This is a genomic window from Thiomonas sp. DCM-2 (assembly GCF_056820905.1).
Genome location: NZ_CM165962.1, coordinates 142,433 through 159,316 on the forward strand (window position 1 = coordinate 142,433; position 16,884 = coordinate 159,316).

Annotated in this window: 14 protein-coding genes; 10 read left to right on the forward strand and 4 right to left on the reverse strand. The window is 65.3% G+C overall.

Annotated features, from left to right (window positions below; all coding sequences use genetic code 11):
• The first annotated feature begins 53 nt into the window (after positions 1-53).
• The 3 genes from AC1ZQA_RS00685 to AC1ZQA_RS00695 all read left to right on the forward strand — a co-directional run bounded on the left by AC1ZQA_RS00685 (position 54) and on the right by AC1ZQA_RS00695 (position 4,416).
• Positions 54-785 carry a response regulator transcription factor gene (locus AC1ZQA_RS00685; RefSeq protein WP_482677935.1) on the forward strand — a complete coding sequence of 244 codons (732 nt, stop codon included), beginning with the start codon at positions 54-56 and terminating at the stop codon, positions 783-785.
• A gap of 203 nt (positions 786-988) precedes the next feature.
• The gene (locus AC1ZQA_RS00690) at positions 989-2,761 is read left to right on the forward strand and encodes a FecR family protein (protein ID WP_482677936.1); all 1,773 of its coding nucleotides are present in this window, start codon (positions 989-991) and stop codon (positions 2,759-2,761) included.
• Positions 2,707-4,416: a CHASE2 domain-containing protein gene (locus AC1ZQA_RS00695; protein ID WP_482677937.1), complete on the forward strand. Its 1,710-nt coding sequence runs from the start codon at positions 2,707-2,709 to the stop codon at positions 4,414-4,416. The genes AC1ZQA_RS00690 and AC1ZQA_RS00695 overlap by 55 nt, the downstream gene beginning before the upstream one ends.
• Positions 4,417-4,456: 40 nt before the next feature.
• Here the strand turns inward: AC1ZQA_RS00695 and mscL are convergent, their stop codons facing one another.
• Together mscL and AC1ZQA_RS00705 are read right to left on the reverse strand one after the other, a co-directional pair.
• Complete coding sequence (gene mscL / locus AC1ZQA_RS00700) at positions 4,457-4,879, reverse strand: large conductance mechanosensitive channel protein MscL (RefSeq protein WP_482677938.1); 423 nt, start codon at positions 4,877-4,879, stop codon at positions 4,457-4,459.
• A 169-nt stretch (positions 4,880-5,048) separates the two neighbouring features.
• The gene (locus AC1ZQA_RS00705; RefSeq protein WP_482677939.1) at positions 5,049-5,510 is read right to left on the reverse strand and encodes a CZB domain-containing protein; all 462 of its coding nucleotides are present in this window, start codon (positions 5,508-5,510) and stop codon (positions 5,049-5,051) included.
• A 594-nt stretch (positions 5,511-6,104) separates the two neighbouring features.
• Here AC1ZQA_RS00705 and AC1ZQA_RS00710 point away from each other — a divergent pair.
• A complete protein-coding gene (locus AC1ZQA_RS00710; protein WP_482677940.1) occupies positions 6,105-7,079 on the forward strand; it encodes a sulfurtransferase in 975 nt (324 codons plus the stop codon).
• A gap of 339 nt (positions 7,080-7,418) precedes the next feature.
• On the forward strand, positions 7,419-9,080 hold the full coding sequence (locus AC1ZQA_RS00715) for an MFS transporter (protein ID WP_482677941.1): 1,662 nt from the start codon (positions 7,419-7,421) through the stop codon (positions 9,078-9,080).
• Between the two features lie 169 nt (positions 9,081-9,249).
• Here the strand turns inward: AC1ZQA_RS00715 and AC1ZQA_RS00720 are convergent, their stop codons facing one another.
• Positions 9,250-10,602, reverse strand: a complete 1,353-nt coding sequence (locus AC1ZQA_RS00720; protein ID WP_482677942.1) for a (Fe-S)-binding protein — start codon at positions 10,600-10,602, stop codon at positions 9,250-9,252.
• Positions 10,599-11,276: a hypothetical protein gene (locus tag AC1ZQA_RS00725; protein ID WP_482677943.1), complete on the reverse strand. Its 678-nt coding sequence runs from the start codon at positions 11,274-11,276 to the stop codon at positions 10,599-10,601. Before AC1ZQA_RS00725 ends, AC1ZQA_RS00720 begins: the two co-directional genes overlap by 4 nt.
• 178 nt (positions 11,277-11,454) lie before the next feature.
• On the opposite strand from AC1ZQA_RS00725, the gene AC1ZQA_RS00730 reads away from it, so the two are divergent.
• The 5 genes from AC1ZQA_RS00730 to AC1ZQA_RS00750 all read left to right on the forward strand — a co-directional run bounded on the left by AC1ZQA_RS00730 (position 11,455) and on the right by AC1ZQA_RS00750 (position 16,881).
• Positions 11,455-11,691 carry a hypothetical protein gene (locus tag AC1ZQA_RS00730; RefSeq protein WP_482677944.1) on the forward strand — a complete coding sequence of 79 codons (237 nt, stop codon included), beginning with the start codon at positions 11,455-11,457 and terminating at the stop codon, positions 11,689-11,691.
• Between the two features lie 115 nt (positions 11,692-11,806).
• Positions 11,807-14,794, forward strand: coding sequence for a formate dehydrogenase subunit alpha (locus tag AC1ZQA_RS00735; RefSeq protein ID WP_482677945.1), 2,988 nt, complete (start codon positions 11,807-11,809; stop codon positions 14,792-14,794).
• A 30-nt stretch (positions 14,795-14,824) separates the two neighbouring features.
• Positions 14,825-15,469, forward strand: coding sequence for a formate dehydrogenase FDH3 subunit beta (fdh3B, locus tag AC1ZQA_RS00740; RefSeq protein ID WP_482677946.1), 645 nt, complete (start codon positions 14,825-14,827; stop codon positions 15,467-15,469).
• Positions 15,466-15,696 (forward strand): hypothetical protein, encoded by a 231-nt coding sequence (locus tag AC1ZQA_RS00745; protein WP_482677947.1) that lies wholly within the window; start codon positions 15,466-15,468, stop codon positions 15,694-15,696. Before fdh3B ends, AC1ZQA_RS00745 begins: the two co-directional genes overlap by 4 nt.
• 9 nt (positions 15,697-15,705) lie before the next feature.
• Entirely contained in the window at positions 15,706-16,881 is a 1,176-nt protein-coding gene (locus AC1ZQA_RS00750; RefSeq protein WP_482677948.1) for a formate dehydrogenase subunit gamma, read from the forward strand.
• Positions 16,882-16,884: the final 3 nt, after the last annotated feature.

Genomic DNA, 16,884 nt, shown 5'->3' on the forward strand with positions numbered 1-16,884 from the left:
CATTGTCTTGTCGCATGACGTTTTTCAGCCCCACAGTGCCACCTCATTCCGCGTTGCGTATCGCATACCTCGAAGACGACTTCCTCCTGGCACAAGAGGTCTCGGGCTGGCTGCGTGAGGCCGGTTACGACGTGCAGCACTACACGGATGGCCAGGAATTTGCCCGCGCGGTGGAGCGTGGCGGTGCAGACGCCTGTCTGCTCGACTGGATGCTGCCCGGCCTCAGCGGTCCGGACGTGCTGTGCCGCCTGCGTCTGCAACTGGGGGCCAGCGTGCCGCCGGTCATTTTTCTCACCGGACGCAATGCGGAAACGGACGTGGTGCAGGCGCTGGAGTCGGGGGCGGATGACTACCTCGTCAAGCCCTTGTCCCGCCCGGTGCTGCTGGCGCGGCTGCAGGCGGTGCTGCGGCGCTCCGGCGCGGCGCAGCCGAGCGCACGGCTGCGCCTGGGCGATATCGAGGCAGACTGTTCACGGCGGCAGATCTTTGTGCAGGGCGCGCGGGTCGATCTGACCGACCGTGAAACCGATCTGGCGCTGCACTTCCTGCAGAACGTGAACCGGCTGCTCACCCGCGACTATCTCATCCAGACCATCTGGGGTTTGCGCCCCGAGGTCGAGACCCGCACGGTGGACGTGCATGTCAGCGCGCTGCGGCGCAAGCTGGGGTTGCAGCCCGAATCCGGCTGGCGCCTGGTTTCCGTCTACGGGCGCGGCTACCGCCTGGAGCGCGCGCGCAGCCCCGACGAAGGGCCGCCGACCATCCCGCCCGAGCTTGACGACTGAGGTGGACAACCGCCTCACGCGCTCGAGCCCGGCGGATCGAGCGCAACGCTTGACTCCGCTTTCGTCCGCATGGCCGACAATAGGGGTTTGCTGCAGTGCCTCTTCAGGGCCAGCCCGACGCCGCGAATCGCCAGTTTCGCAACGGGCGTTGGGCCTGCCGACCCTGCACGCGCCGCTGCGGCCTCTCTGACCCAAGACGATTCATGCGCGCACTCATGGCCTTGCCGTTGCGACGTCGGGCGCTGCTGCTCGCCGCCTTCTTTCTTGCACTCAACCCGGGCCTGGCCTGGGCGCAGGCCGTGTCCCCGGCGGCCGATGCCAGTCCGTCCCCGTCCTGGCAATACACCGTCCGTCCCGGCGACACCCTGATCGCGCTGGGTCAGCGCTACCTGCGCGACCCGGCACAGTGGCCGCGCGTCCAGCGTGACAACCGCATTGCCAATCCGCGACAGATTCCGCCGGGCACGGTGCTGTCGTTTCCGGCCAGCCTGCTGCGCGTGCAACCGTCCTCCGCGCAGTTGATCCAGGTTTTTGGCGCGGTGCGCTGGCGGGCGCAGGCCCAGGACGACTGGCAGGCGGCCAAGCCGGGGCAGGCGCTGGCCGCCGGGGCTCAGGTGCAGGTTCCCGAGGGCGGCAGCGCCGTGATCGAACTGGCCAACGGCACCCGCCTGGCCCTGCAGCCCGGCAGCCTGCTGTCGCTGGACACGCTCAGTCTCTATGCCAACGGTCTGATGGCCGACACGCGGCTGCGTCTGCAGCAAGGCCAAATGGAAATCCGCGACAACCCGAAGCGTCTGCCGAACCAGAACCTGCGCATCCTCACGCCGTCAGCCCAGGCGGTGGTGCGCGGCACGCAGTTCCGCGTCAGCGCCGCCGCCGAGACCACGCGGGAAGAAACCCTGGCCGGCGCGGTGGACCTGCAGGCGCAGGGCACGCAGGTGCGGGTGGGTGCCGAGATGGGTTCGCTGGCACGCGCCGGTCAGCCGCCGCTGCCGCCGGTGCGTCTGCTGGCCGCGCCGGATGTCTCCGCCCTGCCGACCCGGTTCGAGCAATTGCCACTGAGCTTTCCGCTCCCCGCGCAGACCGGCGCGACATCGTGGTTCGGGCAGGTTCTGCCCGAAAACGATGCGGCGCATGTGCTGCTGCAAAAAACCACCAGTGGAAAGGTGCTGAACATCGCCGATCTGCCCAACGGGCGCTATGTGCTGCGTCTGCGCGCAGTCGATGCCAATGGGCTGCAGGGCCTCGACGCCACGCATGCCTTCACCGTGTTCGCCCGGCCGTTCTTCCCGATGTTGACCGCACCCGCGGCGGCAGCGACGGTGCGGGTTGCGCGTCCGACGCTGCGCTGGTCGGCTGTGCTTGATGTGGCGCGCACCCAGGTGCAACTGGCCACGACGGCCGATTTCTCGCAGCCCCTGTTCGACGTGCAGACAAAGGACACGCAGTGGACACCGACCGCCGATCTGCCGCCTGGCACCCTGTTCTGGCGCGCGGCCAGTGTCGATGCGCAGGGGCAGCAGGGCCCGTGGAGTAAGCCGCAGAAGTTCACCTACCTGCCCGGTCCCGGCCCGGCCGATCTGTCCAGGGCTGCGATGCGCTTTGACGCCGATCATCTGATGGTCGATCTGCCTCCCGCTCCAGCCGGGCAGCATTACGCCCTCACCCTGTCGAACAACGCCAGTCTGCAGCCCGCACTCGCGCAGGTGCAAAGCCCTGGCGGTGCGCTCACCCTGCCGCGTCCGTCCTCCGGCAAGCGTTATCTGGGCGCTCGGCTGGTGGACGACAGCGACGGCACAGAAGGCCCGCCGGTCGTGCAGGTCATCGAGGTGCCTGCGCGTTATCCGCATCTCTGGCTGCTGCTGATTCCGCTGCTGCCCCTGCGCATCGACACTGGCCGCGCGCCACCGATGCCCGCCTGGTGGACGCAGTCTGCCGCGCCGGGGCCAAGGCCGTTGGGTTCGACATCGCCCTGACCGAGGTGGGCACGGACCCGGCGGGAAATGCCGCGCTGGCGCAATCGTTGCGTGCCTGCGGGCGCGTGGCGCTGCCCGTGGTGCTCGACACCTCCCGCGACGGTGGGCAGATTGTGGAAGGTCTGCCCATTCCGCCGCTGGCATCCGCCGCTGCGGGGCTGGGGCGCGTGGGCGTGCAGCTCGACAGCGACGGCGTTGCCCGCAGTGTCTATCTGTGGGAAGGCGTGGGCGCACCGGCCTGGCCCCTGCTGGCGCAGACTGTGCTGACCATCGCCCACCAGCCGCTGCGGGGCCGTGCGCCGCAGCCCGCGGCAGATGCCGCCCCGGTGCGCCCCTATGCCCTCGCGGCGCGCGACCTGCGCCTGCTGCGCTATGTCGGCCCGCGCGGCACCGTGCCCTCCCTGTCCGCCAGCGCGGTGCTCGACGGCGCCTTTCCGCCAGATGCTTTGCGCGGCAAGATCGTGCTCATCGGCGCCACCGCTGCAGGGCTGGGGGACTTTCTCGCCACCCCGGTCACCACCCAGGGCGCACCGATGCCCGGCGTGGAGGTGCTGGCGAACACCGTGCTCGCCCTGCGCGATGGCACCCTGATCCGCACCGTGCCCACCGCCTGGGCGCTGGGGCTGACCGCGCTGCTGGCTCTCGCTCCTCTGGTGTGGCTGCCCCGGCTGATGCCTCTGGCGGGGTTGCTGGCCAGCATGATCTGGGTGCTCGTGCTGCTGTTGGCCGCAGCGGCGCTGCCCATCCTGCTGGGCTGGTGGTGGCCCCCCACTGCTGCTCTGGCGGCGGGACTGTCGGCCTACCCCCTGTGGGGATGGCGGCGTCTGGAGGCCGCGCGACGGCATCTGGATTGGGAGCTTCGCCAGCTGCGTCGCGCCGGACGCGACCCTGCCGAGGCCAGTCCCGATGCCGCGCACAGGCGTCTGAGCTTCGAGGGGCGCATCCTCGAAGTGCAGGCCGCGCAGCAGCGCTTGCGCGACCTGCAGACCCGCCGCGACGACGCCCTGGCCTTCATCAGCCATGATGTGCGCGCGCCGCTGGCCGCCGCCGTGCGGCAACTGCAGGAGGGCCGGCTCGACGCCCCTGCGCGCGAACGGCTGCTTGCCCAGTTGCGGCGTGCGCACGATCTGGCGCAGGGCTTTCTCAACCTCACCCGGGCGCAGGCACTGGAGCCCGCTGCCCTGACCGAGCTCGATCTCGGTGCGGTGCTGCACCAGGCCGCGGATTTTGCCTACGACGAGGCCCTGAAGCGCGGCGTGCGATTCGCGCGCAGGCTGCCCGACGCACCCATCTGGGTGCGCGGTGATTTCGACGCGCTGGAACGCCTGGCCGGCAACCTGCTGCGCAACGCCGTGCAGCACAGCCCGGCCGGATCGACCGTGACTCTGGGCGCGGCACTGGAGCCGCAAGCGGTTCGTTTCTGGGTGCAGGACCAGGGACCCGGATTGCCGCCGGAGAAAGCGGCCCAGCTGTTTCAGCGCTTTGCGCGTGGCACAGCGGAGCATGCCTCAGCCCGCTCTGGCAGTACCGGGAGTACCGGGCTGGGGCTGTATTACGTGCGCCTGGTGGCGGAAAAACACCGGGGAAGCGCCGGGGTCGAGTCGGTCCCCGGCCATGGCGCAACGTTCTGGGTGGAACTCCCCCGGCAGGATTGAGCGGCCCGGCGCTTCTCGGAAAACCGGGCCAGTCTGGTCGTTACTTCTTCAGCGCGTCGCGAATTTCACGCAGCAGCACGACGTCTTCCGGCGTTGGCGCGGGCGGAGCGGGCGGCTCGGCATGCTTGAGCTTGGAGATCATGCGCACCATCATGAAAATGATGAAGGCGAGGATGATGAAGTTCACCGACACGGTGATGAAGCTGCCGTAGGCCAGCACCGGCACCCCCGCCTTTTTCATCGCGTCCAGGGTCTGCGCGGTGCCGTCGGGCACCTTGCCCAGCACGACGAACAGATTCGAGAAGTCGAGTTTGCCAAAAATGGCGCCGACGACCGGCATGATGACATCATTCACCAGCGATTCGACAATCTTGCCGAATGCGCCGCCAATGATCACGGCCACGGCCAGGTCGACCACATTGCCTTTGACGGCAAACGCCTTGAAATCTTGCATCAGGGACATACTGGGCTCCTCATCGGTTGGTGGGGGATGGGCGCAAAAACATCACGCACCGCCGGGATTTTGCGGGAAAAATTGACAATCCCCTAGCGGTCCGGGCCGATGCGAAGGAATTTTTACAGTGTGCTCGAACCGCAGTTTCAAACGATGCGCCGAGCCCGCCTGTCCGCCATCAGTTCGGCCGGGCTGCTGCGTAAAACCGCACCAGTTCGAGCTGCACCTGGTCTGACAGCGCGCTGAACGCGCCGCGCAGCATCTTCTCGGCCTCGTCCCGCTGGCCGTTGCGACTGTTGAGCAGCACCTGTCCGGCTGTCAGATGAAACTCGGCGTGGATCTTGCGCAGCCGCGCATATTCAGGCAGCTTGCCGTAGCGCGCCCTGGCCGGACCGTTGAGCCACTGCCCCAGCGCGCACAGATCGTCCGGAGCGACCTGGGCGATGTCCACATCGTCCTGCCGCCCTTCGACAACGATGGACTTGAGCCGCTTTTTCCACGCGAGATGGCCCTGCACGGCCTGACCGAGGTAGAGGCCCTCGAACAGATCTTCCTCCGGGTCGATGTCCGGGGTGAGGTGGGTGTCCGTGGTGGACAGATGGCCCGCGTCATGTCGGCGCAGCCAGGCGAGAAGTCCCATGATTTTTCCTTTTTTCCGAGATGGACCGTGAACGGATCGCGCCGCGGCCCTTGCCGTCAGCACGGAGAGAAACTCCAGGAGGCACTCTAAGAATGCGCGGCGGTCGCGGTCGAGCAATGTGCAGGGCGCTTTACGCTTGTGTTCGCCAAAACGTGAGATTTCTCACACAGTTGTCGTGCGGCGGGCCGGATGGCAGCAGAAACGCCAGGTCACAGTTGATACATACTGGCCCTAGTTTCTGCGCCCGCAACTGCATACAGTGCAGTCACCCAGGTTTTGCTCCTCGTTGTCGTGAAGCTTGGTCAGGCGTGATTCGGTTGTACCCCGGATGACGCCGCCCCGTTGAGCAGGGAGTGCGCCGTGGCGATGCCATTGCAGGCCAGGGCGCTGTTGACAACAAGAACCGATGTGGAGACGTTTTGCAGCGAACGCCGCTGTGCTGCGTGCAGCAGAACACCCGCCCGATGTCTGACCGCCTGCGTCGATCTTGCCGCAGGCGGGACATGCAATGCCGCCAGCCCGACCCGGTTGCGCGGCGCAATCTGATCGCTGACCGTTGAGATCGGCGAATGCACCAACCTCGTGAGGAGCCAAATGAAACTCGCCAAAACCCTGATCGCCGCAGCCATTGGACTGGGCGCTGCCCATGCTGCCTTTGCCATGAACGTGCCCGGCCCGCTGGTCACGCCCCAGTGGCTGAAAGCCCACCTCAATGAGGTGACCGTCATCGACATCCGCGGTGGCGGCAGCATGAAGGCCTATGACGAAGAGCCCGTCCTGGGCAAGGATCATTTCGTGAAAAAGAGCGGCGGTCACATCGCCGGTGCCGATCTGGTGAACTTCAACGACATCCGCGAAGAGCGCACGGTCGATGGCGTCAAGCTCAAGGCCATGATGCCCACCGCCGACTACTTCGCCAAGGTGCTCGACGCCGCCGGCGTGAACAGCGGCAAGCCCTATGTCATCGTGCCGACCGGCAATGCCGTGTTCGCGATGGATCGCGGCACCCGTCTGTACTTCCAGATGCGCTATTTCGGCGTGCCCGCCGACCAGATCGCCATCCTCAACGGTGGTACCAATGCCTGGATCAACGCGGGGTTCCCCGTGAGCACCAAGCCCGCACCGAAAACGGCTGGCGACTGGAAAGCCACTGGCGAGGACAAGGCGCTGCTGGCAGGCCTCAATGATGTCAAGGAAGGCCTGAAGAGCGGCACCGAGCAGTTCATCGACGCGCGCCCCACTGCGCAATATCTCGGCATTGCCAAGAAGCCGATCAACAAGACCGCAGGCCACCTGCCTGGTGCCAAGACCTTCCCGATCGACGCCATCGTGAAGGATGACCACGGTGCGGCCATGTTCATGAGCGCGGCCGACTACAAGAAGATCTTCCAAGACTTCAACATCAGCGACAACGCCCCGACCACGACCTACTGCAACACCGGCCACCTGGCCTCTGGCGCCTGGTTCGTGGTGCATGAAATTCTGGGCAACAAGAATTCCAAGCTCTACGCGGGATCGATGAACGAGTGGACCAACCTCGGCAACCCGACTGTCGGCCTGCCCGGTTGAGCGCCTCTGCCCACCTGAAAACCGGCCGCTGGCCGGTTTTTTTGTGCCTGTCATCGTCCCAGACATTCGGAATGTTGCAACGCAACATCTGTCTGTCTTCGTTCGACGGTCTGGCGGAATTGTTCTGTCGAAGGCTGCCTTGCGAAATTGCTGCGTTGCAGCTCAGTGATTTCCCTAGATTTCCATCGGTGCCGCTGTCAGCACATGGTCAGCTAGCCTGAAAACAATCCGTCATCCCAGTGACGTGCCGTAACAAATCGGCGCCGCGGGGTTGATGCGTTGCGTTGCCGGCCTCGGGGAGCAGCGCCACGCCCATGTCCACACACAGGAGACTTGAGCATGGCTTCCATTGCAATGGGCGCACAAGCGCGCCCGATGACGGCGGGTGAGAAGAAGGTGATCTTCGCCTCTTCCCTCGGTACGGTATTCGAGTGGTACGACTTTTACCTCTATGGTTCGCTGGCGGCCATCATCGCCAAGCAGTTCTTTGCTGGCCTGGATGCCGGATCGGCGTTCATTTTCGCCCTGCTGGCGTTTGCCGCCGGTTTCATCGTGCGGCCGTTCGGTGCGCTGCTGTTCGGCCGTCTGGGCGACATGATCGGCCGCAAGTACACCTTCCTGGTCACCATCCTCATCATGGGTCTGTCGACCTTCATCGTCGGCGTGCTGCCCAACTATGCGGCCATCGGCGTGGCCGCGCCGGTGATCCTGATCGCGTTGCGGCTGCTGCAGGGCCTGGCGCTTGGCGGCGAATATGGCGGCGCGGCCACCTATGTGGCCGAACATGCGCCGCACGGCAAGCGCGGCGCCTACACCTCGTGGATCCAGACCACGGCCACGCTGGGGCTGTTCCTGTCGCTGCTGGTCATTCTTGGTACGCGCACGGCGCTGGGCGAAGATACCTTCAACGCCTGGGGCTGGCGTGTGCCCTTCCTGGTGTCCATCCTGCTGCTGGGCGTGTCGGTCTGGATTCGGCTCAAGCTCAATGAGTCTCCGGCCTTCGTCAAGATGAAGGCAGACGGCAAGGCCTCCAAGGCGCCGCTGACCGAAGCGTTTGCGCGCTGGGGCAACCTGAAGTACGTCATCCTCGCCCTGCTGGGCCTGGTCGCCGGGCAGGCTGTAGTCTGGTACACGGGGCAGTTCTACGCCCTGTTCTTCCTGACGCAGACGCTCAAGGTCGACGGCGTAACCGCCAACCTGCTCATCGCCGCCGCGCTGCTCATCGGCACGCCGTTCTTCATCGTGTTCGGCGCGCTGTCGGACAAGATCGGTCGCAAGCCCATCATCCTCGCCGGTTGCGCGATCGCCGCACTGACCTACTTCCCGCTGTTCCAGGCGCTGACCCACTACGCCAACCCGGCGCTGTATCAGGCTGTGCAGAACTCGCCGGTCACGCTCACGGTCGATCAATCCCAGTGCACCTTCCAGTTCAACCCCACGGGCACGGCCAAGTTCACCTCGTCCTGCGACATCGCCAAGCAGATGCTGGCGGCCAACTCGGCCAACTACAACACCGTGTCCGGCACCGGCCCGGCCGTGATCAAGATCGGCGACAAGACCATTTCGGTCGTCGGCGCCAAGGATCTTCCGCCTGACGAATTCAAGGCCAAGGAGGCGGCGCTGAAGAAGGAAATCGGCGCGGCGCTCAAGGCTGCGGGCTATCCCGCGAAGGCCGACCCGGCGCAGATGAATCTGCCGATGGTGATCGGCATCCTGGCGCTGCTGGTGATTTTCGTCACCATGGTGTACGGCCCGATTGCTGCGGCACTGGTCGAGCTGTTCCCCACCCGCATCCGCTACACCTCGATGAGCCTGCCGTATCACATCGGCAACGGCTGGTTCGGCGGCCTGCTGCCCACCATCTCCTTTGCTCTGGTGGCACAGAACGGCAACATCTACTACGGCCTGTGGTACCCGGTCATCGTGGCCGCGGGCACCTTCATCATCGGCCTGTTCTTCCTGCCCGAAACCAAAGATCGCGACATCTACGCGGCGGATTGACCGGAACATCCCCCCAGCACCTCTGCGCCCGGGGGAGGACTCGCAGACAGGGAAAAGCCCGCATGAGCGGGCTTTTCTTTTTGAGTGCCCCCAGGTCGGCTTACCGCCCCCGTGGGGGTCAAGGGCACCTGGGGCGGCCCTGCGTTTCCTCGAGAGCGCGCGGAGACGGTCAGGACGTTGCGGAGGGCAACGGATTTTCCTTGAGATTTTGCGCGACGAGTTCGACCAGGCTGAGAACAGGCTTGTCCCATGCAGTCTGCTCCGCCCCCGCCAGGAAGTTGAGCCGACAGCTGCCGCACGACGTGACGATGGCCTGTGCGTCGCTGCTGTCCACCTGGGCCCGCTTGATGGCGAAGGCCTGCGCGCGCAGCGGTGCAGCGCGATTGATCAGAAAGCCGCCGGCGCCGCCGCCGCAGCACCAGTTCATCTCCTCGGTATCGCGCGGCTCGCGCAGCTCCGCTCCTGTGGCGCGCAGCGCCAGCCGAGGTTGCTCGAACACGCCGCCGTGCCGCCCGAGCTTGCAGGCGTCGTGGAACATCAGGGTCTGATGTGCATCGCCGCGCAGGGGCAGCTTGCCTTGCTCCACAAGCTCCCCGATCAGCTCGGAGATGGCCAGCACACGAAATGGCAGCGGCCCCCCATGCACCTCGGCGCCCTCCCAGCGCAGGGCAGGGTAGGCATGGCCACATTCCGGCACGATCACCATTTCGGCCTCGATCTCGATGGCCTGACGAATGACCGCTTCGGACGCCTTTTTCTGCGTTTCCTCCACGCCGGAGAGCAGACCGAAGTTGGCCGCCTCATACCCATTGCTGCGCAGCGTCCAGTCCAGCCCGGCGGCGTTGAGCACCCGAGCGGTGGCGTCGAGCGCGTCCTGGAACAGCAGGATGTCGAGCACCGTGGTCAGCATCAGTACCTTGGCCTTGGGCTTGTCCAGATGCACGGTCACGCCACGGCGACGCACCGCTTCCACCGCTTCAGCGAGATGGCTGGCATCCGCGCCAAACACCGTGCCGCGGGCGTCCTGCTCGCTTTGCACCGCGCGCAGTTCATCGGGCGCGAGCCCCGCAGCCGCGAGCGCCTCGCGCATGACGTTGACACCGCGGGCAATGTTGATGCCCATCGGGCAGACCATGCTGCAGCGGCCACATTCGGTGCAGCTGTCGAAGCAAAGCGCCTGCCATTGCCGCAGATCGTCGGCGCTCACATCCGGCGTGAACGGTTTCCACAGCCACGACATCGGCGCGAGCTCGCGCCGCCACACCCGCCGCAGCAGATCGAGCTTGTGCGTGGGAATGAGGTCGGGGTCGTCGTTCTGCACGCTGAACTGGCAGGCATCGGCGCAATAGCCGCAGCGCACGCAGGTCTCCAGATCGACCGCAAGGTTGCGATCCATCTTTTGCAGCATGACCTCCTTGGCGCGCTGCACGCGTTGTGCATCCGGCATCTCGACCTTGGGCGCCTGCTCGGCCAGATGCGCGATCGCGTTGCCGAACTGCGCGTACATCTCTCGATTCATCATGCCCGTACCCCCCGCCGTGCCATGAACGCGCCGAACTGCGCCCGGCCGAAGAACCAGCTCAGGGTGTGGAACAACTTGCCGAACGGAAACCACACCAGCAGCAACTCCAGCGACATCAGGTGGATCGCCAATCGGGTCGGGTCAGCGGAAAACGCCTGCGCGGCATAGGCGCTGGAGGGTCGATCGATCAGCGCCATGCCGGTGAAGATCACCAGAAACAGCAGTCCCCAGGAGATGTAGTCGTCGGCGCTGGAAATGCGCCGCAGCGTCGGGTCCATCAGCCGCATGGCCAGCGCGACGAGCAGCGAGATGATGGTGACGCCGGCGGCCAGGTACATCACCGCATCGGGCAGCGCTGGCCACGACACGCGCAGATGCCTGTGCAGGAAGGCGATGTGCGGCGCATAACCAAAGACGATGAACGCCAGACCAAGGTGATAGAAGTAGGGGTTGAGGGTCGCCAGCGTCGGGCTCGGGCGGGTGCCGGTGCGCGGCAGCATGTGCCGCAGCACCGTGGCCCAGACGGCCCCCTGCACATGGGCGCGTCGCGGCGCTGAACTTGCCAGCTTGCTTGGGCGGCGGACAAGCCCCACTGTTCTCCACAGCATGCCCAGCACGAAGATCAACACGCTGGTGGCCAACAGCGGGCCGCGCGCGAGGTTCAGGAGATCCATAAAAGCCCTTTGCGATGTAAGGAATTTCATATTAGGCTGCGCTTGAAGCAGGTGCAAGATGCTGTTTATTACCGTATTAGCATGATCGGATGTGCAATCTTCCGCATTGAAAGCGGGCTGTGGTTGGACTACAGTCGAAACAAACAATGACACAGCGGCCTGTCGCAAGGAGACTCCAATGACTGCAAAACGACCCGACCCCCACGACGGAAACCCGATCAAGCGCCGATCGCTGCTGCAGGGCATGGGCGGCATTGCCGCCGCGGTACTCGGGGCGTCTGCGGCACGGGCCGATGCGGTGGCGCAGGCGGCGCATCCCAGGGCCGCCGCCGCGCCCGAGGCGGATGGCGTGAAGCCGTCGGGCTACCACCTCACCGAGCACATTCGCGCGTATTACCGCACCACACGGCTCTGACCGTGACGCGCATCGCTGTTCCTGCGACCCGTCGCGCCGTGCATTTCCGGTTTTGTGAGATCAACGCCTTGCCTGGCGCGTCGTCCGTGCCCACGCATTGCACTGGAGTAAAGACATGCTGCTGACCCGTATATCCGAACGCAAAGACGCACAAGGCAAGGCCGCGGATTCCTCGACCATCTGGGTCGACCAACTCAAGCGCAGCCTGAGTCGGGCGCTGCCCACCCTCGACCGCCGCACCTTTCTGCGGCGCTCGGGCATCGGCGTGGGGCTGGGGCTGGGCGCCGGGCTGGTTGGCTCGCAATTGCAATTGATGAAAAAAGCCGACGCGGCGGACACCCCCGCGCCGGGGTCGGCGGGCAGCAAGAACGTGGTCACGCGGCGCACGGTGTGCACGCACTGCTCGGTGGGTTGCGCCTCCGACGCGATGGTGGAAAACGGTGTGTGGGTGCGGCAAAACCCGGTGTTCGAGTCGCCGCTGAATCTGGGCGCGCATTGCGCCAAGGGCGCGGCGCTGCGCGATCATGGCCGCGGCGATCACCGCCTGCGCTACCCGATGAAGCTGGTCGACGGCAAGTATCAGCGCATCTCCTGGGATCAGGCGCTGGACGAGATCTCGCAGCGCTTGCTGCAGATCCGCAAGGAAAGCGGACCGGACGCACTCTTCGTCGTCGGATCGAGCAAGCACAATAACGAGCAGTCGTATCTGCTGCGCAAATGGGTGTCTTTCTGGGGGACGAACAACTGCGACCACCAGGCGCGCATCTGTCACTCCACCACGGTGGCCGGCGTGGCCAACACCTGGGGCTACGGTGCGATGACCAATTCATACAACGACCTGTCGCACTCCAAGGTCGCGCTGTTCATCGGCTCCAACGCGGCCGAGGCGCACCCGGTGTCGATGCTGCACCTGCTGCACGCCAAGGAAAACGGCTGCAAGGTGATCGTGGTCGATCCGCGCTTCACCCGCACTGCGGCCAAGGCCGACATGCACGTGCGCCTGCGCTCGGGCACCGACGTGCCGGTGGTGTTCGGCATCCTCTATCACATTTTCAAGAACGGCTGGGAGGATCAGGACTACATCGACGCCCGGGTGTGGGGCATGGACAAGGTCAAGGAAGACGTGCTGGCCAAGTGGAATCCCGACGCTGTGAAGGAAGTCTCCGGCGTCGATGGCGACACCACTTTTGCCATCGCCAAGATGCTGCATGAAAACAAGCCGGGCACCATTGTCTGGTGCATGGGGCAGACGCAGCACACCATCGGTCATGCCATCGTGCGCGCCTCGTGCATCCTGCAGCTTGCGCTGGGCAATGTGGGCAAGTCAGGTGGCGGCACCAATATCTATCGTGGCCACGACAATGTGCAGGGTGCAACCGACGTGGGGCCCAACCCCGATTCGCTGCCGGGCTATTACGGGGTGATCGACGGCGCGTGGAAGCACTACGCTGCGGTCTGGGGGGTGGACTATGAATGGATCAAGGGCCGCTTCGCTCCGGGCATGATGACCAAGCCCGGAATGACCGTGTCGCGCTGGATCGACGGGGTGCTCACGCCCAATGACATGGTCGATCAGGGGCCAAATCTGCGCGCCCACATCTTCTGGGGCCATGCGCCGAATTCGCAGACCCGCGGCCTGGACATGAAGAAGGCGATGAACAAGCTCGATCTGCTTGTGGTCATCGATCCCTACCCCTCGGCCACGGCCGCAATGGCTGCGATGCCGGCCGACGATGCGCCGCTCAACCCCAATCGCGCGGTCTATCTGCTGCCCGCGACCACGCAGTTCGAGACCTCGGGGTCGGTCACCGCGTCCAACCGTTCGTTGCAGTGGCGCGAGAAGGTGATCGAGCCGATGTTCGAGTCGCGGACCGATCACATGATCATGGCCCAGCTCGCCGACAGGCTCGGCTTCGGCAAGGAGCTGGTGAAAAACTACAAGATGGTGCCCGGCAAGGGCGGCATGATGGAGCCGGAGACCGAATCGATCCTGCGCGAAATCAACCGCGCAGTCTGGACCATCGGCTACACCGGCCAAAGCCCCGAGCGGCTGAAGATCCACATGCGCAACATGCATGTATTCGATGTGAAGACCCTGCGTGCCCGCGGCGGCATCGACAAGGAAACCGGCTACAAGCTCGATGGCGAATATTTCGGTCTGCCCTGGCCTTGCTACGGCACGCCCGAACTGCGGCATCCGGGCACTGCCAACCTGTACGACACCTCGCTCAACGTCATGGAAGGCGGCGGCAATTTCCGCGCCAATTTCGGCGTCGAGCGCGACGGCCAGTCGCTGCTTGCCGCCGATGGTTCCTGCTCCAAGGGCGCAGACATTCAGACGGGTTATCCGGAGTTCGACTCGGTGTTGCTGAAAAAACTCGGCTGGTGGAACGAACTCACCGACGCCGAGAAAAAGGCCGCGGATGGCAAGAACTGGAAGACCGACCCCTCCGGCGGCATCATCCGCGTGGTGATGAAAAACCACAGCTGCCACCCCTTCGGCAACGCCCGCGCGCGCGCCGTGGTGTGGAATTTCCCCGATCCCATTCCGCAGCATCGCGAGCCGCTGTACTCGGTGCGCCCCGACATGGTGGTCAAGTACCCGACCTACGACGACAAAAAGACCTTCTGGCGCCTGCCCACGCTGTACAAGACCGTGCAGGATCAGAACATCGACATCGTCAAGAAATTTCCGCTCATCCTCACCTCCGGTCGGCTGGTCGAGTACGAAGGCGGCGGTGACGAAACCCGCTCCAACCCGTGGCTGGCCGAATTGCAGCAGTTCGCCTTTGTCCAGGTCAATCCCGCAGTGGCCAATGACCGCAACATCCGCGAAGGTGACGACGTGTGGGTGAGTACGCCCACGGGTGCGCGCATCAAGGTGCGAGCGCGCATCACCGAGGCGGTCGACCGCTCCACCGTGTTCATCCCCTTCCACTTCGCCGGGCACTGGCAGGGCAAGGATCTGCGCCAGTATTACCCCGAGGGCGCTGCGCCCATCGTGCTGGGCGAGGCGGTCAACACGGCCACGACCTACGGTTATGACGCGGTGACCATGATGCAGGAAACCAAGACCACCGTGTGCCAACTCGAACGCGCCTGATGCGCGCTCACGCCAAACGGAGACAACCCCATGGCCCGCATGAAATTCATCTGTGATGCCGAACGCTGCATCAACTGCAATGGCTGCGTGACCGCCTGCAAGAACGAGAACGAGGTGCCCTGGGGCGTCAATCGCCGCCGTGTGGTCACCATGAACGAGGGCGTTCCCGGTGAGAAATCCATCTCGGTGGCGTGCATGCACTGCTCCGATGCGCCCTGCATGGCCGTGTGCCCGGTGAGTTGCTTCTATCGCACTCCAGAAGGCGTGGTGCTGCACGACAAGGACGTGTGCATCGGCTGCGGCTATTGCTCGTACGCCTGCCCGTTCGGCGCACCGCAGTTTCCCGCCAACGGCGAGTTCGGTCTGCGCGGCAAGATGGACAAGTGCACCTTCTGCGCCGGCGGCCCGGCGCCGAATGGCTCGGAGGAGCAGTTCAAGGAGTACGGTCGCGACCGCCTGGCCGAAGGCAAGCTGCCGATCTGCGCCGAGATGTGCTCGACCAAGGCGCTGCTCGCCGGAGACGGCGAGGTCATCGCCGACATCCTGCGCGACCGCGTGCTGCACCGTGGCGGCGGTGCCGAGCTGTGGGGCTGGGGCACGGCGTATGGCAAGGCCGATGCGCAGTCGGCTCCAGCGGCGCAGCCCGCGCCGACCACACAGGGAGCCTCGTCATGAACCGCATTGCCATGATTCTTTCCGCGCTGACTCTTGCCGCCCTGGCCGGATGCGGCCAGAAGCCGCAGACCCTCACGCAGACCGGCGCACCGCCGTCGCAAGACCCGTGGATGGGCGCCAACCCGGCATTCACCGAAAAGGATTGGAAAATCGGTGACAAGGCGAGCTGGCAACGCGCCATCGATCGCCGTGCGCAGGACCAGAACGAATACGTGCGCATGCGCTAGGAGCGGGTCATGTCCAGACGCTATTCCAATTTTCTGTCCCGCGGGCTTGCAATCCTGGCGCTGAGCCTGGGTGTGGCCTGCGGCAGCGCCATTGCTGCAGATGCGCCGAGCCCGGTGGCACCCGGACAGGCCGCAGTGGCGCAGCGCGCCGACCAGCCTGCCGCGCCGCCGGGCGCATCGACCATGGCTGGCTATGCGCAGCAGACCAACGGCGAACGCGAACGGGTGCAGCCTGGCAACAATGCCCCGATGTGGCGCGAGATCAGGCAGCAGGCCGGATTCACCAGCCTGCCCGACCCCGAAGCCGGGGTGTTGATCCAGCCGCAAACGGCCTATCCCGGATCGCGCTTCACCTCGGCCGGTGAGGCCTGGCGGCAGACGCGCAACCTGCTGCTCATTCCGGTCGGCGGCTGGCTGCTGATCCTTGCGCTCGTGGGCATCGGCGCGTTCTATCTCATCCGTGGAAAGATTCGCCTGCAGCACAAGCCCACGGGGCGCAAGATCGAGCGTTTCACGCCGTTCGAGCGCTTCATGCACTGGGTGCTGGCGTTCTCGTTCATCGGGCTGGCGGTGTCGGGCATCGTCATCATGTTCGGCAAATTCTTCCTGCTGCCCGTGCTCGGCGCAGCACTGTTTGGCTGGCTGACCTACGCGCTCAAGACCATCCACAACTTCGTCGGGCCACTGTTCGGGCTGGCACTGGTCCTCGTGCTGCTGACCTTCGTGCGCGACAACCTGCCGAGCAAGTCCGATCTGGCCTGGCTGGCCAAGGGCGGTGGGCTGTTTGGCGGCGGCGAGGCGCCGTCTGCGCGGTTCAACGCGGGCGAGAAGATCTGGTTCTGGGTCGGGGTGCTGTTCCTGGGGTTGGTGGCTGTGGCATCGGGGCTGGTGCTCGACAGGCTGGTGCCCAACTTCCCCTACACCCGCGGTGCGATGCAGGTGGCCGAAATCATCCATGCCTCGGCGACCATTTTGCTGATGGCCATGGCCTTCGGACATATTTACATCGGCAGCATCGGCACCGAGGGCGCGCTCGACGGCATGCGCACCGGCTATGTGGACGAGAGCTGGGCCAGGCAGCACCACGCGCTCTGGCTGGACGACATCCAGTCCGGCAAGATTCCCGCGCAGCGCAGCGGCACGGGTGCGCAGGCGCCGGTGCCCTTGATCAAACCCAAGGCTTGAGGA